Source organism: Microbulbifer sp. SE14, assembly GCF_059834885.1.
Map to the genome: position 1 here is coordinate 252,406 of NZ_JCBAJA010000003.1, position 21,930 is coordinate 274,335.

Genomic DNA, 21,930 nt, shown 5'->3' on the forward strand with positions numbered 1-21,930 from the left:
TCAGGCCAGGGCCTCGAGCAGCGCCTTGACCGAAGGCAGCATACGCCGGCTGACCAGCGGCTGTTCGGCAACACCGCTGAGTTCTACCCGGCAGTTGCCACCCTCTTTGCGCAGTCCGCTGATAAACGCCACCGCTACCAGCGCATTGCGGTGCACCCGCACGAAGCGCTGGCCGAATTCGCCCTCCAGCTCCTTCAGCGACTCGTCCAGGATCGTCTCACCGCCGGCGTGGTGGGCGACCACGTATTTGCTGTCGGCGACAAAGCAGCGGATGGAATCCACTTCCACCAGCTCCACGCCGCGGCGGCTGACCGCCTTGATGCGGCTGCGGCCCCTGGAGTCTCCCCCGCGCTGCAGCAGTTGCTGCTGCGGTTTGCTGAGCCGCTGCACCTTCGCAATCGCCTCGCCCAGCTGCTGGGCGCTGACCGGCTTCAGCAGGTAGCCGGCAGCGGCGGTGGCGAAGGCCGGCAGGGCGAATTCGTCGTGGGCGGTGCAGAAGATCAGCGCTGGCGGCAGTTCCAGTTGCGACAGGCGGCGCGCCAGTTCCAGGCCGTTGTCGCCGGGCATTTCGATATCCAGCAGCACCAGGTCCGGATCCAGCCTGTCCACCTGCTCCAGCGCCTCCCCGGCGTCGGCCGCCTCGCCCAGCAGCTCACAGCTGTCCAATGCCTGCAGCTGCCGCGCCAGGCGCGCGCGGGCCAGGGGTTCGTCGTCGACGATCAGGACTTTCAGCGGATTCACGCCAATGCCTCCTCTGCCTGCTCTTTCCTCACAGCTATCTGCGCTATCGGCAGCTGCAATTGCACCCGGTAGCTGTCGCCGTCGCGGCCGGCGGCGAAGGTAAAGCAGTCGCCGTAGTGGGCGGCCAGGCGCTGGCGGATATTCTCCATCGCCATGCCGTTGCTCTCCTGTCGCGCTGCGGCCTCGCCCTCAGGCACCGGGTTGTCGACGGCCAGCTGCAGGCGGCCACTGCCGATTCCGAGGCGCACTACTATCTCGCCGCCCCGGCGCAGCCGCGCGACACCGTGCAGTATCGCGTTTTCCAGCAGCGGCTGCAGCAGCATGCTCGGCACTTCCACCTGTTCCAGTCCGCCGGCGATTTCCCAACGGGTCTGCAGCCTGTCACCCAGGCGCAGGTTCTCGATCTGCAGGTAGCGTTTCGCCAGCGCCAGCTCCTGCCCCAGGGGTACCAGCCGGGAGTCGGCGAGGCTGGCGCGGAAGAGTGCGGACAGGTCCTCCACCAGTCGCTCGGCCCGCTCGGGGTCAATCGCGATCAGGCTGGCGAGGCTGTTCATGCTATTGAAAAGGAAGTGCGGGCGTATGCGCGACTGCAGCGCATCGATGCGCGCCCCCAGCTCCGCCTGCTGCTGGTTATGCAGTTGCTGCTGCACATAGGCGTAGCGCAGCACCACGCCGGCACAGATGGCGCCGAGCAGGCTGTCGCCGAGGAAGCGCCAGTAGTCGAAGGGGGACTGGGACAGAAAGGCCTGCCACCACTGCTGGGCGCCCATCACCAGCAGCAGCACGGCCAGCACCGCGGCGAAGCTGAGGCCGCCGGCCAGTTTGTGGGGCAGCCGCGCCAGGCGCGGGCGCAGGCGGCACAGCAGCGCCGCCGAGGACAGTATCACCCACTGCACCGTCATGGAGACCAGCCCCAGGCGCTCCCAGTTGAAGGCTCGCAGCCCATCCACCGCCAGCACCAGCACCAGGGCCAGCAGTTCACCCATCAGCACCAGCGCCGCCAGGGCGGAGACGCTGCACAGATCGGGCAGGAAGGGGGTTTGCTCCGCGCGCGCAGAATCTTTGCCATTTGCGGCAATTTTGCGAATTTGCTGCGTTATAATGCCGGCCGGCCTGGGGGAAGACATACCACTTGTTATTCTTGCTTTTCCCGAGATAAGACCGGGAAGATACCACCAGCGCCGCCGCCTTTCACCCATTCAGCTGTCAGGGACACCATGAGCAACGACAACACCTCCAATCCCGCCGCCAAGCTCTGGGGCGGCCGCTTCTCGGAAGCCACCGACGCCTTTGTGGAAAGGTTCACCGCCTCGGTCAACTTCGACCAGCGCATGGCGCTGGAGGATATCCAGGGCTCACTGGCCCACGCGCAGATGCTGTCGGAAGTCGGGGTCCTGACCGGGGACGAGTACCGGCAGATCGAGGACGGCCTGAAGGAGATAGCCGCGGAGATAGAGGCCGGCGAATTCCCCTGGTCCGTGCAGCTCGAAGACGTGCATATGAATATCGAGGCGCGCCTGACCGACCGCATCGGCGCCACCGGCAAGAAGCTGCACACCGGCCGCTCCCGCAACGACCAGGTGGCCACCGACATACGCCTGTGGCTGCGCGGGCGCATCGACCGGATAGCCGCGGAGCTGACCCGCCTGCAGACCGGCCTGGTGGATCTGGCGGAACGAGAGGCGGACACCATCATGCCCGGCTTTACCCACCTGCAGTCCGCACAGCCGGTAACCTTCGGCCACCATCTGCTGGCCTGGAACGAAATGCTGGGCCGCGACTACGAGCGACTGATGGATTGCCGCAAGCGGGTCAACCGCTCGCCGCTGGGCGCGGCGGCCCTGGCCGGCACCAGCTACCCGATCGATCGCGCGCGCACCGCCGAGCTGCTCGGCTTCGATGCGCCCACTGAGAACTCCCTCGACTCGGTCAGCGACCGGGACTTCGCGATCGAGTTCTGCGCCTTCGCCGCACTGCTGCTCACGCACCTCAGCCGCGCCAGCGAGGAGCTGGTGCTCTGGACCTCCAGCCAGTTCGACTTTATCGACCTGCCGGACCGCTTCTGCACCGGCTCCTCGATCATGCCGCAGAAGAAAAACCCGGACGTGCCGGAACTGGTGCGCGGCAAGACCGGCCGCGTAAACGGCCACCTGATTGCCCTGCTGACCCTGATGAAGAGCCAGCCGCTGGCCTACAACAAGGACAACCAGGAGGACAAGGAGCCACTGTTCGACGCCGCCGACACGGCCCTGGACTGCCTGCGCGCCTTCGCCGATATGGTGCCGGCGCTGAAGGCGAAAAAGGAAAACATGCTCGCCGCCGCGGCCAGGGGGTTCTCCACCGCCACCGACCTGGCGGATTACCTGGTGCGCAGGGGCGTGGCCTTCCGCGATGCCCACGAGATCGTCGGCCAGTCGGTTTCCTTTGCGATAGAGCAGAAAAAAGACCTGGCGGAGCTGAGCCTGGAGCAGCTGCGGCAGTTCTCCGATGTGATCGAGGGCGATGTGTTCGAGGTGCTGACCCTGGAGGGATCGGTGGCGGCGCGGGACCATATCGGCGGCACAGCGCCGAATCAGGTGCGGGAGGCCTGTGGGCGGGCGAAAGCGCTGATCGCTTCGCGATAACAGACGGTTGACCTGTAGGGGCGAACCTTGCGTTCGCCCGCGTGGCCCGACGCTTCGAACCGGGCAGGGCGAACACAAGGTTCGCCCCCACAAGCGGGATTACAGTTCGAGATTGAGAGTAACCGGCTCCCCCTGCTGTTCGGACAAAACGCGATCCAGCAGCGTCGGCAGATCCTCGCCGGTGGTGGTGCACTTCCAGCCGTGTTTTACGCCGGTATTGTCGAAAGTCAGGTGATAGCCACCGGACTTCGCCGCCACCCAGAGTTCGCGGTTGGCGGACTGGCGCGAGAGGATCACCTGGCTGCCGTTGTCTTCCAGCGTCAGGGTCAGCACCGCGTCGGTACGCTCGTAGTCGATATCCCAGTCGCAATTGTCCAGTGCATCCTCGATCGCGATCAGTGTGCGCTCTATGGCCGCATCGTATTCCGCTTGGCTCATAATTTGTTACTTCTGTTACCTTGTACTGTGCTGAAACCGGTTGGCCGGTATACTAGCAGGCTTTTCAAATCTCCACGCCGCAGGACCCCGCTCATGCCGAAAAAACTTCTCCTCCCCCTGACACTGCTGCTCGCCGCGTGCGGACAAAAGGGTCCGCTATACCTGCCGCAGGATGCGGCCGCGCCGGCGCAGCCCACCGCGGCAGCGGCATCGGTTGCCGCTGCCCCGGCGGAAGAGGAGGAGGAAAAATCCCAGGCGCAGACCGGTGAAACAACAGAGACAGACAGGGAGCCGGCGTTAGAGAAATGAACGAATTCAACTACCGCGACGGCAGCCTCTGGGCGGAAGAAGTCTCCCTGGAAAAAATCGCCGAACAGTTCGGCACCCCCACTTATGTCTACAGTCGCGCCCACTACGAGAAACGGTACCTGGACTACGCCGACGCGCTGGGGAATCACCCGGGGCTGATCTGCTACGCGGTCAAGGCCAACAGTAACCTGGGCATACTGTCCCTGCTGGCGCAGCTGGGCGCCGGTTTCGATATCGTATCCGGCGGCGAGCTGGAGCGGGTGCTGCTGGCGGGCGGCGATCCGGCCCGCGTGGTATTTTCCGGCGTGGGCAAGACGGCCGCGGAAATGCAGCGCGCGCTGGAAGTCGGCGTGCATTGCTTCAATGTGGAATCCGAGGCGGAACTGACGCGACTCGAAGCCGTCGCCGCCGAGTGCGGCACGCCCGCGCCGATATCCCTACGGGTCAATCCGGACGTGGACGCCGGGACCCACCCCTATATCTCCACCGGCCTGAAGGAGAACAAGTTCGGCATCGCCATAGACGGCGCCCTGGAGGTCTATCGGCGCGCCGCCGCATCTCCGCACCTGAAGGTGATCGGCGTCGACTGCCATATCGGCTCCCAGCTCACCGAAATTGCGCCCTTCCTGGACGCACTGGACCGGCTGCTGATCCTGGTGGACAAGCTGGCGGATGCGGGTATCCAGTTGGAGCACCTGGATCTGGGTGGCGGCCTCGGCGTGCGTTACAGGGGCGAGGAGCCGCCGCCGGTGAGCGACTACCTCAACGCGGTGAAGGAGCGCCTCGGCGAACGCCAGCTGGGCCTGGTGCTGGAGCCAGGTCGCTCCATCGCCGCCAACGGCGGCCTGCTGCTGACCCGGGTGGAATTCCTCAAGCGCGCCGAGGAGCACAACTTCGCCATCGTCGACGCGGCCATGAACGACAACCTGCGCCCCGCCCTCTACCAGGCCTGGCAGGACATAGTGCCGGTCAGCCCGAACAACGGGGAAGACGAGATCTGGGATATAGTGGGCCCGGTGTGCGAAACCGGCGACTTCCTCGGCAAGCACCGCTCCCTGGCCCTGCAGCAGGGGCAGCTGCTGGCCATGCTGTCCGCCGGCGCCTACGGATTCACCATGAGCTCGAACTACAATAGCCGCCCGCGCGCCGCGGAAGTGCTGGTGGACGGCGACAGGACCTACCTGGTGCGCGCGCGGGAAACCCTGGCGGACCTGGTGCGCGGCGAGAGTCCGGTACCCGGGCGGCTGCCGCAACAGACAAAGGACTGAGTGGGAAACGGAATGCGCGTTAAGTTCACCAAAATGCACGGCCTCGGCAACGACTTCGTGATGCTCGACGGCATCAGCCAGCGCATCAAGCTGTCGCCGGAGAAGATCCGTCACCTGGCCGACCGCCACATGGGTATCGGCTGCGACCAGGTGCTGGTGGTGGAATCGCCGCGCACGCCGGACGCCGACTTCCGCTACCGCATCTACAACGCCGACGGCGGCGAGGTGGAGAACTGCGGCAATGGCGCCCGCTGTTTCGCCAGGTTCGTGCGCGAACGCCGCCTGACCGGCAAGAAGCAGCTGCTGGTGGAGACATCCGCCGGCATGCTGCAGCTTAACCTGCTCGACAACGACCAGGTCAGTGTCAACATGGGCGCGCCGGTCCTGGAACCGGAGCAGATCCCCTTCGCCGCCGACATACGCGCCGAGACCTACCTTCTGGAAGTGGACGGCGAGGTCTACACCATCGGCGCCGTGTCCATGGGCAACCCCCACGCGGTGCTGCTGGTGGACGATGTCGACACCGCGCCGGTAAACAGCCTCGGCCCGAAAATCGAGAGCCACGAGCGCTTCCCGCAGCGGGTCAATGTCGGTTTTCTGCAGATAGAATCCCGCGACAGGGCGCGCCTGCGGGTGTTCGAGCGCGGCGTCGGCGAGACCCGCGCATGCGGCACCGGCGCCTGCGCGGCCATGGTGTCGGCGCGGCTGCGCGACCTGGTGGACGACAGCCTGGAGATACAGCTGCCCGGCGGCACCCTGACAATCCACTGGAGCGGACCGGGGCAGCCGGTTACCATGACCGGACCCGCGACCACCGTATACCACGGCCAGATAGTCCTCTAACCGGCACCAGATCAACAATGACGGAACAAAGCGACGCCACCCGGGCCCCGCACAACGCCACCGGCGGCGAACAGGAAACACAGCGCAACAGGAAACTGCTGGCGCGCCAGGTGGCCCGCTACCTGATCCAGAACCCGGATTTCTTCGCCGATCACCTGGATCTGCTGGAGAACATCAAGCTGCCGCGGGAGAACGGCAAGACGGTGTCCCTGATGACGCACCAGACCAACCTGCTGCGCGAACGCAATATCGAGATGCGCCAGCGCCTCGACCAGCTGCTGCACAATGCGCGCGACAACGACCAGCTGTTCCTGCACAGCCGCCGCCTGATACTGGCGCTGCTGGAGGCACAGAATGTCGGCGAGGCCACGAAAGCTCTCTACACCAGCTTCGCCAGTGACTTCAAAGTAGAGTTCACCGGCCTGACCCTGTTCGGTCCGCTTCCGCAAGGCCGCGGCGCTCTGGGTGACGTCCGCACCAGCTCCCGCGCCGCGGCGGAGACGGCCATCGGCTCGATACTGCGCAATGGCCGCACCGTCTGCGGCGTGCTGCGCCCGGCGGAGAAGGAATACCTGTTCGGCACCGACGCGGACGGGGTCGCCTCAGCCGCGGTGGTGCCCCTGGCCAACCAGTTGGGCGTACTGGCGGTGGGCTCCGCCGATCCGCAGCACTACCGGTCCAGCCTCGGCACCCTGTTCCTGTCCTATATCGGCGAGGTGCTCGAGCGCCTGCTGCCCCGCCTCCTCGAACCCTGAACCCCGGCGAAATAAACAGTGCAACTGGCAGACGCCATCGCCCGTTTCCTGCAACAGCTGCAGACAGAGAGGCAGCTGTCCCCCCACACCATCGACGCCTACCGCCGCGACCTGGCCAAGCTGCAGCAGCTGGCGGCCGCGGACGGCGTTGCCCGTATCGGCGAACTGCGAGGGGCCTTTATCCAGGGCTGGCTGGCGCAGCTGCACCGCGGCGGCCTGGGAGCCAAGAGCCTGCAGCGCTGGCTGTCGGCGGTGCGCAGCCTGTGCAACTGCGCCCTGCGCGAGGGCTGTCTGAAGGCCAACCCGGCGGACGGCCTGCGCGCCCCCAAGGGGGAAAAACGGCTGCCGAAGCTGCTGGATGTGGACGCCGCCGCAGAGTTCGTAGAAAGCCCCGATAGCGACGACACCCTCGGCCTGCGCGACCGCGCGATACTGGAACTCTTCTACAGTAGCGGCCTGCGCCTGTCCGAGCTGACCGCGTTGAACTGGCGCGAGCTGGATCTGCGCGCCGGTGAAGTGCGGGTGACCGGCAAGGGCAGCAAGAGCCGCCAACTGCCCCTGGGCAGCAAGGTGATCGAGGCGTTGCAGGCCTGGCGCAGGGCCGCGCCGCCCAGCCGGGACGACGCCGTCTTCACCACCCTCAAGGGCCGCCGCCTGGGCAACCGCGCAGTGCAGGCACGCCTGGTCCACTGGGCCCGCGCCGGCGGCGCCGAGCAGCGGGTGCACCCGCATATGCTGCGCCACTCCTTTGCCAGCCATATGCTCGAATCCAGCGGCGACTTGCGCGCGGTGCAGGAGCTGCTCGGCCACGCGGATATCAGCACCACCCAGATCTACACCCACCTGGACTTCCAGCACCTGGCCCGCGTCTACGACAACGCCCACCCCCGCGCGCGCAACGGCAGTAAAAGCGACGACTGATCCCGTTCTGCACCGGTATGACGGAAGGACAACGTAGGGGCGAACACAGGGTTCGCCCCAGAGGTCGCGGATCGGAGAAGGCTAGATGGGACGGCTGCCGTACTTGGGCTGCGGCTTGCGCGGGGGATCGGCGGTGACGTCGGGATCGATTTCGCTGATGGCACCGCCGCGGGCGAGAAATTCCTCGATTTCGGCGCTCAGTTGGCTCCTGGCCCGCTGACGGGAAGTGACACTGCGCTCCTCGGCGAACTCCTCAGTGTCCTTGCTGCGGGCGTTGCTGGCCTGATCTTCGTAAACATCTTTCATGATTGAAACCCTGTAACTGCTACTCCTGTTACAGAGGAAGTACCCCTGTGCCGCCCTTATCCCCGGGGCGCTAACAAGATTGAAGACAATTCGCCATTGGCGGTGATCTACCGTTAGCTCCTCAGTAAGCTGCGGCGAATAATATATAGGCACTCTGTCCGGCGGCCGCCAGCCGCAAGCGGGCCGCTATGTAGAGTTTTTTGTTGCGGAAAGAGCTGCGAGATATTGCGCTTTGTTATGGAAATTAGGGCGCCAGGTCGGTGGGGGTAATTTGTTCCCGTCGGTGGGCTTGGGCGGGGCGAGAATAGCGCGATTTACGCCCTGCATAAAAAGAAAAAGCCCCGGATGTGGGGCTTATTCGGAGTGTAGCGGATCTTTCATCCGCCCCCCTGTGAGACTGCAGCCGGTCCGGCTTACACCGCCTCGCTGCCGGTCTCGCCGGTGCGAATGCGGATAACCTCTTCCAGCGCAGTGATAAAGATCTTGCCGTCGCCGATCTTGCCGGTCTGGGCTGCCTTGGTGATGGCCTCCACGGCGCTGTCCACCATGCTGTCGTCCACTGCCAGTTCCAGTTTTACCTTGGGCAGGAAGTCCACCACGTATTCGGCACCGCGATAGAGCTCTGTGTGGCCCTTCTGGCGCCCGAAGCCTTTTACTTCGGTCACCGTCATGCCCTGCACACCCACTTCGGACAGCGCGGTGCGCACGTCATCCAGCTTGAAGGGCTTTACCACAGCCGTAATCAATTTCATCTTGTGCTTTCCCCTTTCTATGAGGCCCTGGTTTGAATTTCCTGCGAGGGAGCTTTCCAGCCCCCGCCGGCGCGCCGGCCGGGGGCAATTCAGAGCGCTTATTTGCTCATGAACTCCGGGTAAGCTTCCATTCCGCATTCCACCAAGTCAACACCTTCTTGCTCTTCCTCCTCGGTGACGCGGATGCCGGTGACGGCCTTGAGCAGGAACCACACCGCGAAGGAGGCGGCGAAGACCCAGGCGAAAATGGTGGCGGCACCGATCAGCTGGCCGCTGAAGGAGGAGCCGTCGTTGGTGACCGGCACCAGCAGCAGGCCCAGCAGGCCGACCACGCCGTGCACGGAAATGGCGCCCACCGGATCGTCGATCCTCAGCTTGTCCAGGGTGACGATGGAGAAGACCACCAGCACACCGCCCAGGGCACCGAAGAGGGTCGCCTGCAGCGGGGTCGGGGTGGACGGCTCGGCAGTGATGGCCACCAGGCCGGCCAGGGCGCCGTTCAGCAGCATGGTCAGGTCGGCCTTGCCGAACAGGATACGCGCGGTGATCAGCGCGGCCACGGCGCCGCCGGCGGCGGCGGTGTTGGTGTTCAGGAACACCATGGCCACGGAGTGCGCGTTGGCGGCGTCGCCCAGCTTCAGCACGGAGCCACCGTTGAAGCCGAACCAGCCCATCCACAGGATGAAGGTACCCAGGGTGGCCAGCGGCAGGTTGGCGCCGGGAATCGCGTAGACTTCGCCGTTGGGGCCGTATTTGCCTTTGCGCGCGCCAAGCAGCAGCACGCCGGCCAGGGCCGCGGCAGCGCCCGCCATGTGTACGATGCCGGAACCGGCAAAGTCGGAGAAGCCCAGGTCACCCAGGCTGTAGAGGCCGAACACCGCCTGGCCGCCCCAGGTCCAGGCACCCTCCAACGGGTAGATGAAGCCGGTCATCACCACCGCGAACACCAGGAAGCTCCACAGCTTCATGCGCTCGGCCACGGCACCGGAGACGATGGACATGGCGGTGGCCACGAACACCACCTGGAAGAAGAAGTCGGAGGCACCAGAGTAGACGGAGTCGCCGTCAAAGCCGTTCTCCGCCGAATCCGCCAGCACGGTTTCCAGGCTAAAGGCTTCGATACCTTTCAGCAGGAAGCCCCCGTCGTACATGATGGCGTAGCCGGTCAGCAGGTACATGATGCACGCGATCGCGAACAGCGCCACGTTCTTGGTGAGAATTTCGGTGGTGTTCTTCGAGCGCACCAGGCCGGCTTCCAGCATGGCGAAGCCCGCCGCCATCCACATCACCAGCGCGCCGCACACGAGGAAATAAAACGTATCAATTGCGTACTGCAATTGAAAAATTTGATTTTCCATCTTTCGCTCCGTTAATCCCCAGAGTTTCTGAGAAAGTTTTCTGATAGTTAATTAACTTTTATCTGGCGAATTTAAATCGCCTCTGCCCCTGTCTCGCCGGTGCGGATGCGCACCACCTGCTCCAGGTTGGAGACAAAGATCTTGCCGTCGCCGATCTTGCCGCTGTGTGCGCCGGAGCCCACAGCTTCCAGCACCGCGTCCAGCTGGCTGTCTTCCACTGCGATCTGCAGCATCGTCTTGGGCAGGAAATCCACCACATACTCGGCGCCGCGGTAGAGCTCTGTGTGGCCCTTCTGCCGGCCGAAACCCTTCACCTCGCTGACGGTGATGCCGTTGACACCGGCTTCCGCCAGCGCATCGCGCACCGAGTCCAGCTTGAAGGGCTTGATGATTGCTGTAACCAGTTTCATGCTCTCCCCCATTAGTAATTTGGCCCCGCGAGAGCCCGCAGGGCCGGGTCCGTTACCAGCTGTAGGTGGCCCCGGCGATGACCGAAGGCTCACACCAGTCCAGGCCGTAGCACTCGCTGTCGCTGATGTCGGTACCGACCAGGGATGCACTCAGCGCCAGACTGCCGAACTCCTTGCCCACGGTGACGGAGTAGTCGATGTAGGAATCATCCTGGAACAGGAAACCCTCCTCGTCGAACACGTTCGCGCCCACGTGGAAATCCAGGCTCACGTCGGCCGGCAGGGCGAAGCTGTATTCCGCGTAGGGATAGTAGAAAGCGCCGGTCTCGGCCCAGTAGTCGTTGGAGTAGGCCAGGCCCAGGGTCAGGTCGGAAATGCTGACGCTGCCGTAGACTTCCTGGTAATCCTCGTCGCGGCCACTGCCGTGGTAGGCGTAGTAGATGTAGCCGACGTCGTAGCTGACGGTCTCGCTGATCTCGCCGGCGTAGCCGCCGTAGAAGTCCTGTTCGTAGTCGGTTTCATCCGCGCCGTAGGCGAAGTCCACCTGGGAGGCCCAGGTGCCCAGGTAGAAACCGTTGCCGAAATCCAGGTCCACACCGCCCTGCAGCGCGGGGCTGCCATCGGTCTGGGAAATGCCGCGGAATTTGTAGTCGCTGACCACTCCCACATTGGCGCTGAAGCTGGGACCCGCTTCCTGGGCCTGCGCACCAGCGACGCCCAGAGTCATGAGCCCGCCGGCCAGGGCGGCAGCGATTTTATTGATGGTTGTGCCCACTTTGATTCTCCTCAATCTCTGTGAATTTTCTCGTCGTCAAATTCTTATAAAAGGTTGCAGTAGCGATCGGCGTCGGGCGCACCACTGGGGTTTAGTGGCGGCTGTTCTTGTTCGCCTCGTGAGCTTTTTCGTCCCGGCGGCTGTTCGTGATCTGCAGTGGAACATCTGCACTTCTGCAGTTCTCTCTGCAGGTATTGTTAGTGCAGGCTTGATGCCAACTCCGCATTCCGACGGAGAATCAACGACTTAGTAGGCATTTTCGCCATGAAACAGCAGTGAAACACGAGGGCGTACAAAAGCGGCGCGCACCAAAATGGCACCCTCGTGATCGGCGCGCACCGAAGTGGTGAGTGAATCGGTGCCGTTGAACCAAGGTGGAGCACCGGCGGCCCGCTTTTGCGGTCGGGGGCAGTGGGTTACAATCTGCTGCTATCAAACGGGATGTTTTTAGCGATCTAAACCTTGGGAGGGCAGGTGGCCGCGGATAAATTGCAACAGTTGCTGAAAGAGCTGCAACAACAGGGCGCAGTGGTCACCGGCGACCTGCGCGACGCCTTGGCGGTTGCGCTGGGCAAGTTGCCGCTGGTCTCCCAGCACGAGTTCGATACCCAGGTGGAAATACTGAAGCGCACCCGGGAAAAACTTGCGCGACTTGAGGCGCAGGTGGAAATATTGGAACAGAAGTTGGCAGAGCAGGATAACCCTGTTCCCGAAAACAGGCCCCCAGCCGACTGATTCCCCTGTCAGAAATTTCAAGGATGAAATTTTGAGCCTCTCCGTCACCTACACCCGTGCCCAACTCGGCGTCTCCGCACCGCTGGTCACCGTGGAGACCCACCTGGCCAACGGCCTGCCCGCCTTCCATATCGTCGGCCTGCCCGAGGCCGCGGTGCGCGAGAGCCGCGATCGCGTGCGCAGTGCACTGATCAACAGCCACTTCGAATTTCCCCAGCGGCGCATCACCGTCAACCTGGCGCCGGCGGACCTGCCCAAGGAGGGCGGCCGCTACGACCTGGCCATCGCCATCGGCATACTCGCCGCCTCCGGGCAGATTCCCTGCGAGCCACTGGAAAATTACGAGTTTATCGGCGAACTGGCGCTCACCGGCGCCCTGCGCGAGGTGGCCGGCAGCCTGCCCGCGGCCATCGCCGGCGGTATGGCCGGGCGCAAACTGGTACTGCCGCGGGCATCCGGCGGCGAGGCGGCCCTGGCCGGCAGCGAGGTAAAGGTGGCCGACTCCCTGCTGCAGGTCTGCGCCGAGCTGCACGGGCGCGAGCCACTGCCCCGGGCGCATCGCGAAGACGAAGAGGAAACCGCGGACTGCGCCGACCTGGCCGATGTGCGCGGTCAGTTGAAGGCGCGCCGCGCCCTGGAAGTGGCCGCGGCCGGCGGCCACAACCTGCTGTTCTACGGCCCGCCCGGAACCGGCAAGACGATGCTCGCCAGCCGCCTGCCGGGCATACTGCCTCCGCTCAGCAATAAAGAGCTGATCGAAGTAGCCGCCGTCTACTCCAGCGCAGGCCTGGCGCGGCTGCGGAGCCGTCCTTTCCGGTCCCCGCACCACTCCGCCTCTTCCACCGCCCTGGTCGGCGGCGGCAGCAACCCGAAACCGGGCGAGATCTCCCTGGCCCACCGCGGCGTGCTCTTCCTGGACGAGATGCCCGAGTTCCCACGCCACGCACTGGAGATACTGCGCGAGCCGCTGGAGAACGGCGAGGTGCGCATCTCCCGCGCGCGGGCCCAGGTCACCTACCCCGCCGATTTCCAGCTGGTCGCCGCCATGAACCCCTGCCCCTGCGGCTACCTGGGCGAACCCCGCTGCCGCTGTACCCCGGACCAGATAGACAGGTACCGCAACAAACTCTCCGGCCCGTTGCTGGACCGTATCGATATGCAGGTGGAAGTGGCGAGCATGAGTGCGAGCCAGCTGCAGGAGGCGCCGGTCGGCGAATCCTCGGCACAGGTGCGCGCGCGGGTCGCCGCGGCGCGGGAGCGGCAGCTGGACAGGCAGGGGAAAATCAATGCGGAGCTGAAAGGCGCCGAACTCGATCGTTTCTGTGCACTGGGCGAGAGCGAACAGAAACTGCTGCGACACTCGGTGGAGCAACTGGGGCTCTCCGCGCGCAGCTATCACCGTGTATTGAAAGTCGCGCGCACCCTCGCCGATCTGGCCGGGGAGGAGAGTATCGGCGCGGGGCAGATCGCTGAAGCGTTGGCCTATCGCAACCTGGACCGCCGGCAGGTGGCGGAAACCGCTTAGGTTCCCTCCCCCGCCCGCTGCGTCGTCACTGGAGCATGCCGGTCATGACGTGCCCCTGCTTGACGCCAACGACGATTTTTTCCAGTGCCCCCAGGTCCTCCAGGGGATTGCCCTCCAGCACCAGAAAGCTGGCTTCCGCCCCCTCGGCAAAGCTGCCCAGCCGCCGGCCGGGGAAAAGCCACTGCGGCGTATCCATGGTCAACGAGCGCAAGAGCGCGGCGCGGTCGGTGAAGGCGAGGTCGTCGAGATACCCGATCTCGCTGATCACAGTTCCGAAGACGTGGTCGCTGCCCATCAGCAGGGGAACGCCGGCGGCCTTCAGGCGGGAGAGGTTGAGCTTCTGGATCTCCCGGATTTCGGCCAGATCCTCCGCCGAATTGCGCGGGTTCCTGCCGGGAACGGCGGCCGTGGCGATCAATTTCGTCCCCTGCTTCGCGGCTTTCTCGATGACCTGCTGGCCGAGCAGGTAATCCGCCTTGCCGAACCCCTCCTTCTTCGCGATGCGATAGCCCGGTAGGTGCGCCAGCACGTCGGCGCCGGCGTCGACCGCGATGGCCGCATCGTGGGCCGTGTCCACATGGGCCAGCACCGGCGTGCCCAGCCGGCGCGCGCGGGCGACAATCTCCGGCACTAGCTCGGGATCGATTCCATTGATTCCCAGGTAATCGGGATCGCGGTGGCGCTCGCCGTACTTCTCGCTGGCGATCAGCACTACCTTGATGTAGTCCGGCCTGTTCTCGACGATCCTCTCCCAGGCCGCGTCTAGCTGCTTCAGGTTGTCTACCGCCAGGTAGTGCTCCCGCGCCCTGGCAATCACCTCCTCGTCCGCTTCGCCCCGGTGCTCCGCCAGCAGCAGTCCCAGCGGGTGGCCGTCGGTGGCGGAGAGGCAGTCGGAGGCATAGCGCACATCCAGGGTTTCCGGGCTGGCAAAGCGGGCGCGGAACTGGCTGCCAAAATCGCACAGCTGGGCCAGGTAGAAGACCCCCGCCGCTACCTGTTTGGGCCCGAAGTTCCCGATTCCCCACTCGTTCTGCAGGTTGTGGTTGTGCGCATCGGCGTAGGGGGGGAGGATGTATTTTCCCCTTGCATCTATGACGTGATCGATTTTCTGCGGTTTTTTCCGGGTAAATCTCCCCGACTCATCCACATACCAGTAGTCGGGCCGGAAGGTTTCGCCATCGAACCAGCGGCCTCCGCTAACGGCAAAGGTGTCGGCCATTGCCGACAGCTGCCACAGGGCCAGCATGGGGAGAGAAAACACGAGTCTGAGGCGCAGGGACCTAGGCCAGAGAGAGTTTTTCATGCTTGTGAATCACCACTTTACTATTGCCCCCGGCAACCGCTGCCGGCGGATGGCACACATTGTCACAGGCGTGGCAGCTTTGACAGACGGAGCGGGACGGACTTCTCCGGCTTTGCGACGAACGGCAGCGGTCGCCTGGCTTCCGGCCCTGAAAACTGTCCAAGCACAAAGTGCAGCAGTTCACACTTTGCCGGTACCCCTCTTTTGATACGACTGCAGAGCTTATATCTTTCGCGGTCCATGTAAACGATTACAAGAATTCACCCATAGCGACCAGATCATTGGGGGAGCAGTATGAGTATCGGTGGGGCCCGCGGCCTGGTGCTGGCTTTATCCTTGGTCATAAGCGCCTGCGGCGGCAGCAGCGATTCCGAACACACCGCCAGCCTCGCGGCCAACCAAGCGCCATTCATTAACCTCAACGGCGATGCCAATGTGCGGATAACCGTCGACAGCAGCTACCGCGACCCGGGCGCGAGCGCCTCGGATGTGGAAGACGGCGATCTCAGCGGCAGTATCCAGATACAATCGACACTGGACACCGGCAGGGCCGGCAGCTATCGCATCACCTACACGGTCACCGATTCCGCCGGTGCCAGCGCTTCGGTGACGCGCACCGTGGAAGTGGTGGCCAACTCGAAAGCGCAAAACGCCGCACCGCAAATCACATTGAACGGCGGCGACACGGAGGAGGTGCCGCTGGGGGGAAGCTATACGGACGCCGGAGCGACCGCCACCGATGCAGAGGATGGCGACCTGACCGACCGAATCGAAATCTCCTCCACCGTCGATATCAACGGCATCGGCAACTACACCGTGACCTACCTGGTCATGGATTCCCAGGGAGCCTCCGCCACCGCGACCCGCACCGTGGTGGTATTCCAGCCGGAGCGTACCTTCGTGCACCCGGGTCTGCTGCACTCGGAAGTCGACTTCGAGCGAATACGAAATAGGATCGCGGAAGAGGATGAAACCTGGGTGAATGCCTGGAACACCCTGGCAGGCGACTCCGCCTCGGACCTCAGAAATCCCAATCCCTTGACCGAACTGCGACGCGGGGGCGAAGGACAAAATTTCGGCCGCTTAATCAATGAGCTCCGCTTCGCCTATGCTTACGCCTTGTACTGGAAGATATCCGGCGATCAGGCCTACGGCGATGCGGCCGTGAAATTCCTCAACGCCTGGTCCTCGACTCTGCAGAGAATCTCCGGTAACGCCGACCGCTATCTGGCCTCAGGCCTCTATGGCTACCAGTGGGCCAACGTGGCCGAAATCATGCGCGCCTATGAGGGCTGGGGGGAAGAGGGCAGAGAGCAAGTCAAGAGCATGCTGCTCGACATTTTCCTGCCGATGAACCAGCGTTTTCTCACGGAGCACAACGACGCCTGTATTTCCAATTACTGGGCCAACTGGGACCTTGCCAACCTGGCCAGCATGATGGCTATCGGCGTTTTTACCGACCGCCCGGATATCTATGAGCAGGCACTGAACTATATGTACCGCGGCCGGGGCAGCGGTGCAATGGACAACCTGATGTACTTCCGCCACCCCGGCAACATGGGCCAGTACCAAGAGAGCGGGCGTGACCAGGGGCATACGACGTTGGGTGTCGCCCTCTACGGCACCATCGCGAAGATGGCCTGGAACCAGGGCGACGACCTCTTCGCCTACAACAATCATGCGTTGCTGGCGACCTCCGAATATATAGCCCGCTACAACCTGTTCGAGGAGGTGCCCTTTACCTTCTATGGTCCCAACTGCGGAAGCTCCCGCTACGGCCAGAGTGCGGTTTCCGAAATTGCACGAGGAAGCGTCCGGCCAGCCTGGGAACTTATCTACAACCACTACCAGAACAAGCTCGGCATCGCCGCGCCCTGGACGGAAAGAATGCTGGAGGAAAAGACCCGCTTCGAAAGATACGACGGCGCCGGCGACGGCATGGGTTGGGGCTCGCTGACGGAAATTCTCGATCCGGCCGAAGTTGGCGGCGCGCCGCGGAACCTGTACGCCGAACTGCGCGGAGAGTCGGTGGTATTGAGCTGGTGGGGCGCGACCGGCGCCGACAATTACCTTTTGCAGCGCGCGGACAGCGCGGGTACCACCTATACCACCACCGCCACCATTGGCGCGAGCGAAGTGCTGACCCATACCGATACGGATGTGCTGCGCGGGGAGGACTACCGCTACCGGGTAGTGGCCGTATCCGAAGCGGGAGAGAGCGATCCGTCGAATGTGATCCAAATCGGTATCGGCCCCAGGCTGCTGGTTCACTACACCTTTGACGGAATCGAAGGCGGACAGATCTCCAGCGTCGCCGGAGAAGCCAGTACCGCCACGCTGCATGGCACCCCCGAATCGGCGCCCGGGAAGGTCGGCAATGCGCTCATATTCGACGGTGTCGATGACTACGTGAGCCTCCCCGGAGGTATTGTGTCGAAACTGGCGGATTTCAGTATCGCCGGATGGATTTATCGGGACGAGGACACCAACCTGACACGCCTGTTCGATTTTGGTGACGACGACCAGCGCTATATGTACTTCGCACCGCGCGAGGGCGGCCAGAGCTGCTTCAAGATCACCAAGGTCAGTTATCACGGTGACCGGTCCATCTGCGCCAACGCCGTACCCGCGGACCAGTGGGTTCATGTGGCCCTTACCCTGGAAGGCAACACCGGCATCCTCTATGTCAACGGTGAGGAAGCGGCCCGCAACGAGGGCATAGACCTTACGCCAATGCAGCTTGGGGCCTCCACCAAACAAAACTGGCTCGGGCGTTCGCAGTACTCGGGCGATCCCCTGCTGAAAGGTAAGATCGACGAATTCCGCATCTACAGCGGCGCGTTGAGTGCGGAAGAGGTCGCGGCACTTGCGGCCGAATGATATCTCTATCCGCCAACGACGCCGGTTGCGAATACAACCGGCCATTCGGTGAATAGCGGGACTGCGACGCTATTAACCCGCCGCTTTTTCGCGCTCCGCGGCAAGCTGTTCGTCGAGTCTTTTCTCGGCTGCATCGGCATAGGCGCGGCAGCTGGTCTGTTTGCGCTGCAGGGCCTTGCCGGCGAACTCCCAACCGCTGGCGCCGGGATGCGGGGTCAGCAGCAGGTCGCAGGGCAGCTCGCGCACCTTGGAGAAAGTGGATTTGTAATCCTCGGCGATACGCGGATAGCGGGAATTGTTTAGCAACTGGTAGCCGGGCGCGCTGAGGCTGTCGACATAGGCGATATTCATGTCTTTTCCGTCGCGGCGGTCGCGCCAGGTCCAGGCCATGCTGCCCGGGGTGTGGCCGGGAACGAAGTCCACTGTCAGGCGCAGGTTGCCGAGCACCACCTCCTCGCCATCGTGCAGCAGGCGGTCCACCTGCACAGGAGGGAACAGCAGGGCGTCGCCGAAATGGATATCGTCGGCACCACCGCGGGCGAGCAACACGGCGGATTCGGCATTGCTCACCACCCGCGCGCCGGTAACGCGCCGGATCGCCGCCAGCGGTCCCGCGTGGTCCGCGTGGGCGTGGCTGTGCAGAATCAGCTTCAGATCAGTCGGCTCGACGCCAAGCGCGCGCATATTCGCGAGCAGGTGGTCGGCAGCCTGGGGCATACCGCCGTCGATCAGAATGGCCCCCTCACTTCCCTTCAGCAGTATCGCGCTCAGGCCGGCGGTGCCTATCTGCCAAGTGTTATCCGCAATACGCAGCGGTTCCACCGGTGTGATCCAGGGATCCGGCACCTCGTAGGCCTTCAACTGCGGCAGGGAATCATATGCCTCTGCCTGCACCGTGCAGGCCATGGCCGCAACAATCGCGGCTGCAATTCCGGCTTTTACTTCCATTACTTCACTCCGTTTGCTTCTTTTTGCTGTTTTAAATTTCTTCAGGGGCAGCCGGGTCTATCGCCGCCCAGCGCAGAGCCGATCCACGCGGATATTCTGGAGAAGACTTCTTCGCGGTGGTTCTCACCGTCGCTGTCCGTCATAAAGTGATCGTAGTCGGGCAGTTCCCAGTAAGTCAGTTCGCAGCGGCTGGCGGCCCGGTAGGCGTCGCGCGCGGCGCGCGCCGACTCTACCGAGTCCCTCTCACCGTTCACCAGGAGCACCGGTACTGCAGCTTTCAACAGGTGGTTTACCGGCACGTCGTCCACGATATCGGCCCACCAGCGGTAGGAGTTACCGCCCCACATCTCTGTGCTGTGCGGATTTTTGCGCGCCTCGGCAAATTTTGCTGCTGCTTGTTTGGCTGCCGCGGACGGTATCACCCGCGGGAGAGATGTGGCCAGGGACTCGCCGAGTCCGGAGGAGAAGACCACCACCGCGTCCGGCTGCAACCGCGGTGCCAGTCGCGCGACGACCGCGCCGCCCTCGGAGCCACCGAACAGCACCAGCTCGCCGTTCCACCAGTCGGACGCTTTTAACTCGTCGATGAGTTGCGCCACATCATCGGCACGCTGGCTCACGGTGTGGTGGGCAAAGTATTCTTCGGAACAATCGTCCATCGGATTTTCCGGCTTATCGCCGTGGCCGACGCCGTATTTCTCCACAAACAGGGTTGAGAAGCCCGGCGCGACGGACCCGGCCTGGGCGACGACCGGATTCTGGATGGCCGGCAGGCAGCCAGAGCCCTGGGCGACCAGCAGCAGGCCGCGCTTTTTGCCATTCCCAGGGTGCTCGATGGACCAGTGGATAAGGGAGCCGTCCGGGCGCAGGCTGGTCTTCCTGATCGGTTCCGCGACGACCTGGAAAGTCGCCGGGCCGAGCAGAAACCCGCACAGAGCGGCAGCCGCGGATTTCGCGCCCAATGAATTCCGCTTCATGGAGAATGTCATGGAGAGAGCCTTTAACTTGCCGAGATCAGCGGTACTCGCGGAATCGCTGCGATCCGCAAACTTCAACTGTGATCCGGCAGCAAGCCGACAGTTCCCGGGGCGGCCTGAAAATCATCTTTCGAGCCACGCTTCGAAGGCCAACCGATACAGGCAGTGGCGCCGCAACGGACTGTCTTCCGGCAGCTGCGGGTGCTCAAATGTGTGCGGGGCCTCGCGCATGCCCAACCTTTCCATTACCGCGCGGGAGGGGCGGTTGTTCACTACTGCGAAGGACACCACCTCGTCCAGCCCCAGTGTCAGGAAGGCCACGTACAGCGATGCGCGGGCAGCTTCGGTGGCATAGCCATGGCCCCAGTAGGGAACCCCGAGACGCCAACCAATTTCGACCGCAGGGGCGAAGGGCAAATTGTCGCTGACATTTTTAATGCCCACAAACCCCATAAAACGGCTGTCTTCCAGCCTTTCCAGCGCCCAGAAGCCCCAGCCGTATTGCTCGATATGCGCCAGCTGTCGATCGATGCCCGCGTCGCTCTCTTCGCGGCTCAGCAGTGCAGGGAAATACTCCATCACGCGCGGGTCCGCGTTCATCTCCGCGAAGGGCTCGCGGTCCTCGTCGCGCCACTGGCGCAGTAGCAGGCGCTCCGTCTGCGGTTGGATAATCCTAGCCATTTTCCACGGCCATAACGTTTTCTGCAGTCGCGATCATATAGTCGCAGCCCTCGGGCCATTCGTGCCGCTCGGGGGAGTCGGCGAATTCGAAGCCGAGATTCCGGTACAGGGCCCATGCGGGGGCATTGTCTCTCGACACGAACAGCGAGCACTCGCTCGTGTTCAGTTCCCGGCAGCCCTTTCTCGACAGCTCGATGACCAGTGTCCTGCCCAGGCCGGCGCCGCGGTGTTCGGGGGAGACGATCAGGCGGCCCAGGTGGCAGCGGTCGAGGCGCTCGTAGTACTGGCCGAAGGCAAGAGGTTCACCTTGTTCATTGACCAGTACACAACTCGGCAGGTCCGGCAGCCAGGACATCAGTATTTCCAGGTGCTCGCTCTTCGCCTGTTGCAGTTTTATCGGACTTTCCAATGGCATCGGGACTCCCTCAGATTTTCCTGCGGCTGGCCGCCAGCCAGCGGTCCAGCTGGTCGGCGAAGGCCTTGCGCTCCTGCTGCCCCAGTGGCGGCGGACCACCGGTGTGCATGCCGCTGGCGCGCATGGTGTCCATAAAATCGCGCATGTTCAGGCGCGCGCGGATATTCGCTTTCGAGTAGCGCTCGCCGCGGGGATTGAGCGCGTCGGCGCCCTTGTCGATCACTTCCGCCGCCAGCGGAATGTCGCTGGTGATCACCAGGTCGCCGGCACTGCAACGCTTTACGATTTCGTTGTCGGCCACGTCGAAGCCGGAGGAGACCTGCAGGGATTTGATAAATCGCGACGGCGGCACCCGCACCGGCTGGTTGGCCACCAGGGTCATTTCTGTATGGGTGCGCTCGGCGGCGCGGAACAGGATTTCCTTGATGGCCACCGGGCAGGCGTCGGCATCGACCCAGATTATCGTCATTGCTTGTTTACCTCTTCGACATTGTCCGGCGGTGCGCCCGCGTCGCATTTCACACAGTTGAGCCGGTGGCCAAGCATGGACTCGCGCCCCGCTTCTGTCTCTACCCAAGGGCGGTTCTGCCACGGCGGGTCGTGGCGCACATGCTGGTTGTGGCCGCAGGCCAGTTCGGCGACCCAGTGGTTTTCCTCGTCGCGGTGGTAGCCGGCGATGGGTTGTTGCATGGGGTTTTGGCCCGGCTGGGGGTTTGGGGTACTTATAGCGAATTGGGGCGGGGATGTATATGTGGAGCTGGTTCCGCCGCGCCGGAATTCCCCTTTTGTAGGAGCGGTCCATGGCCGCGATCGGCGTTCAGAAGACTCCCGGAGATCGATCGCGGCCATGGGCCGCTTCTCTAAAGCGGCTCCTGATGTCAACCACTAATCTGGTTTCCGCTGTCCAACCATTACTGAGTTTCAGGCTTCTCTACGTGGTCGCTCAAGGCGCCTACAAGATGTAAT

Annotated in this window: 24 protein-coding genes; 9 read left to right on the plus strand and 15 right to left on the minus strand. The window is 63.6% G+C overall.

Annotated features, from left to right (window positions below; translation table 11 throughout):
- Entirely contained in the window at positions 1-741 is a 741-nt protein-coding gene (locus AC6R19_RS04045) for a LytR/AlgR family response regulator transcription factor (protein ID WP_500578305.1), read from the minus strand.
- On the minus strand, positions 738-1,868 hold the full coding sequence (locus tag AC6R19_RS04050) for a sensor histidine kinase (RefSeq protein ID WP_500578307.1): 1,131 nt from the start codon (positions 1,866-1,868) through the stop codon (positions 738-740). Before AC6R19_RS04050 ends, AC6R19_RS04045 begins: the two co-directional genes overlap by 4 nt.
- Before the next feature lie 90 nt (positions 1,869-1,958).
- Between AC6R19_RS04050 and argH the strand changes: the two genes are divergently transcribed.
- Complete coding sequence (argH, locus tag AC6R19_RS04055) at positions 1,959-3,365, plus strand: argininosuccinate lyase (protein WP_500578309.1); 1,407 nt, start codon at positions 1,959-1,961, stop codon at positions 3,363-3,365.
- Between the two features lie 99 nt (positions 3,366-3,464).
- On the opposite strand, the gene cyaY is transcribed toward argH, so the two are convergent.
- On the minus strand, positions 3,465-3,803 hold the full coding sequence (gene cyaY / locus AC6R19_RS04060; RefSeq protein ID WP_500578311.1) for an iron donor protein CyaY: 339 nt from the start codon (positions 3,801-3,803) through the stop codon (positions 3,465-3,467).
- A 93-nt stretch (positions 3,804-3,896) separates the two neighbouring features.
- Here cyaY and lptM point away from each other — a divergent pair, with 93 nt between their 5' ends.
- The 5 genes from lptM to xerC are packed head-to-tail and all read left to right on the plus strand — an operon-like array spanning position 3,897 to position 7,899.
- Positions 3,897-4,112, plus strand: a complete 216-nt coding sequence (lptM, locus tag AC6R19_RS04065) for an LPS translocon maturation chaperone LptM (RefSeq protein ID WP_500578312.1) — start codon at positions 3,897-3,899, stop codon at positions 4,110-4,112.
- On the plus strand, positions 4,109-5,380 hold the full coding sequence (gene lysA / locus AC6R19_RS04070; protein ID WP_500578313.1) for a diaminopimelate decarboxylase: 1,272 nt from the start codon (positions 4,109-4,111) through the stop codon (positions 5,378-5,380). Before lptM ends, lysA begins: the two co-directional genes overlap by 4 nt.
- A gap of 12 nt (positions 5,381-5,392) precedes the next feature.
- On the plus strand, positions 5,393-6,223 hold the full coding sequence (gene dapF / locus AC6R19_RS04075) for a diaminopimelate epimerase (RefSeq protein WP_500578314.1): 831 nt from the start codon (positions 5,393-5,395) through the stop codon (positions 6,221-6,223).
- A gap of 17 nt (positions 6,224-6,240) precedes the next feature.
- The gene (locus tag AC6R19_RS04080; protein WP_500578316.1) at positions 6,241-6,978 is read left to right on the plus strand and encodes a DUF484 family protein; all 738 of its coding nucleotides are present in this window, start codon (positions 6,241-6,243) and stop codon (positions 6,976-6,978) included.
- Positions 6,979-6,996: 18 nt separating this feature from the next.
- Entirely contained in the window at positions 6,997-7,899 is a 903-nt protein-coding gene (gene xerC, locus AC6R19_RS04085) for a tyrosine recombinase XerC (RefSeq protein ID WP_500578318.1), read from the plus strand.
- 81 nt (positions 7,900-7,980) lie between these two features.
- On the opposite strand, the gene AC6R19_RS04090 is transcribed toward xerC, so the two are convergent.
- The 5 genes from AC6R19_RS04090 to AC6R19_RS04110 all read right to left on the minus strand — a co-directional run bounded on the left by AC6R19_RS04090 (position 7,981) and on the right by AC6R19_RS04110 (position 11,500).
- On the minus strand, positions 7,981-8,205 hold the full coding sequence (locus tag AC6R19_RS04090; protein WP_500578319.1) for a hypothetical protein: 225 nt from the start codon (positions 8,203-8,205) through the stop codon (positions 7,981-7,983).
- Between the two features lie 413 nt (positions 8,206-8,618).
- A complete protein-coding gene (locus tag AC6R19_RS04095) occupies positions 8,619-8,957 on the minus strand; it encodes a P-II family nitrogen regulator (protein ID WP_043319767.1) in 339 nt (112 codons plus the stop codon).
- Positions 8,958-9,055: 98 nt separating this feature from the next.
- Positions 9,056-10,315, minus strand: a complete 1,260-nt coding sequence (locus tag AC6R19_RS04100) for an ammonium transporter (RefSeq protein ID WP_500578320.1) — start codon at positions 10,313-10,315, stop codon at positions 9,056-9,058.
- Between the two features lie 71 nt (positions 10,316-10,386).
- A complete protein-coding gene (locus tag AC6R19_RS04105) occupies positions 10,387-10,725 on the minus strand; it encodes a P-II family nitrogen regulator (protein ID WP_500578322.1) in 339 nt (112 codons plus the stop codon).
- Between the two features lie 52 nt (positions 10,726-10,777).
- Positions 10,778-11,500, minus strand: coding sequence for a TorF family putative porin (locus tag AC6R19_RS04110; RefSeq protein ID WP_500578324.1), 723 nt, complete (start codon positions 11,498-11,500; stop codon positions 10,778-10,780).
- 474 nt (positions 11,501-11,974) lie between these two features.
- On the opposite strand from AC6R19_RS04110, the gene AC6R19_RS04115 reads away from it, so the two are divergent.
- Complete coding sequence (locus AC6R19_RS04115) at positions 11,975-12,235, plus strand: accessory factor UbiK family protein (protein WP_500578325.1); 261 nt, start codon at positions 11,975-11,977, stop codon at positions 12,233-12,235.
- A gap of 31 nt (positions 12,236-12,266) precedes the next feature.
- Positions 12,267-13,760 carry a YifB family Mg chelatase-like AAA ATPase gene (locus tag AC6R19_RS04120; protein WP_500578327.1) on the plus strand — a complete coding sequence of 498 codons (1,494 nt, stop codon included), beginning with the start codon at positions 12,267-12,269 and terminating at the stop codon, positions 13,758-13,760.
- A 25-nt stretch (positions 13,761-13,785) separates the two neighbouring features.
- Here AC6R19_RS04120 and AC6R19_RS04125 read toward each other — a convergent pair whose 3' ends face one another.
- A complete protein-coding gene (locus AC6R19_RS04125; RefSeq protein WP_500578329.1) occupies positions 13,786-15,021 on the minus strand; it encodes an amidohydrolase family protein in 1,236 nt (411 codons plus the stop codon).
- A 336-nt stretch (positions 15,022-15,357) separates the two neighbouring features.
- Here AC6R19_RS04125 and AC6R19_RS04130 point away from each other — a divergent pair, with 336 nt between their 5' ends.
- Entirely contained in the window at positions 15,358-17,943 is a 2,586-nt protein-coding gene (locus AC6R19_RS04130; protein WP_500578330.1) for an immunoglobulin-like domain-containing protein, read from the plus strand.
- 72 nt (positions 17,944-18,015) lie between these two features.
- On the opposite strand, the gene bla is transcribed toward AC6R19_RS04130, so the two are convergent.
- From bla to AC6R19_RS04160, 6 genes are all read right to left on the minus strand, one after another.
- The gene (gene bla, locus AC6R19_RS04135; protein WP_500578332.1) at positions 18,016-18,891 is read right to left on the minus strand and encodes a subclass B3 metallo-beta-lactamase; all 876 of its coding nucleotides are present in this window, start codon (positions 18,889-18,891) and stop codon (positions 18,016-18,018) included.
- Between the two features lie 41 nt (positions 18,892-18,932).
- A complete protein-coding gene (locus tag AC6R19_RS04140) occupies positions 18,933-19,880 on the minus strand; it encodes an alpha/beta hydrolase (protein WP_500578333.1) in 948 nt (315 codons plus the stop codon).
- A gap of 111 nt (positions 19,881-19,991) precedes the next feature.
- The gene (locus AC6R19_RS04145) at positions 19,992-20,549 is read right to left on the minus strand and encodes a GNAT family N-acetyltransferase (RefSeq protein ID WP_500578334.1); all 558 of its coding nucleotides are present in this window, start codon (positions 20,547-20,549) and stop codon (positions 19,992-19,994) included.
- Positions 20,542-20,964, minus strand: a complete 423-nt coding sequence (locus AC6R19_RS04150) for a GNAT family N-acetyltransferase (protein ID WP_500578336.1) — start codon at positions 20,962-20,964, stop codon at positions 20,542-20,544. The genes AC6R19_RS04145 and AC6R19_RS04150 overlap by 8 nt, the downstream gene beginning before the upstream one ends.
- Positions 20,965-20,974: 10 nt before the next feature.
- On the minus strand, positions 20,975-21,433 hold the full coding sequence (locus AC6R19_RS04155; protein WP_500578337.1) for a YaiI/YqxD family protein: 459 nt from the start codon (positions 21,431-21,433) through the stop codon (positions 20,975-20,977).
- Complete coding sequence (locus tag AC6R19_RS04160; RefSeq protein ID WP_500578338.1) at positions 21,430-21,654, minus strand: DUF3565 domain-containing protein; 225 nt, start codon at positions 21,652-21,654, stop codon at positions 21,430-21,432. The genes AC6R19_RS04155 and AC6R19_RS04160 overlap by 4 nt, the downstream gene beginning before the upstream one ends.
- Positions 21,655-21,930: the final 276 nt, after the last annotated feature.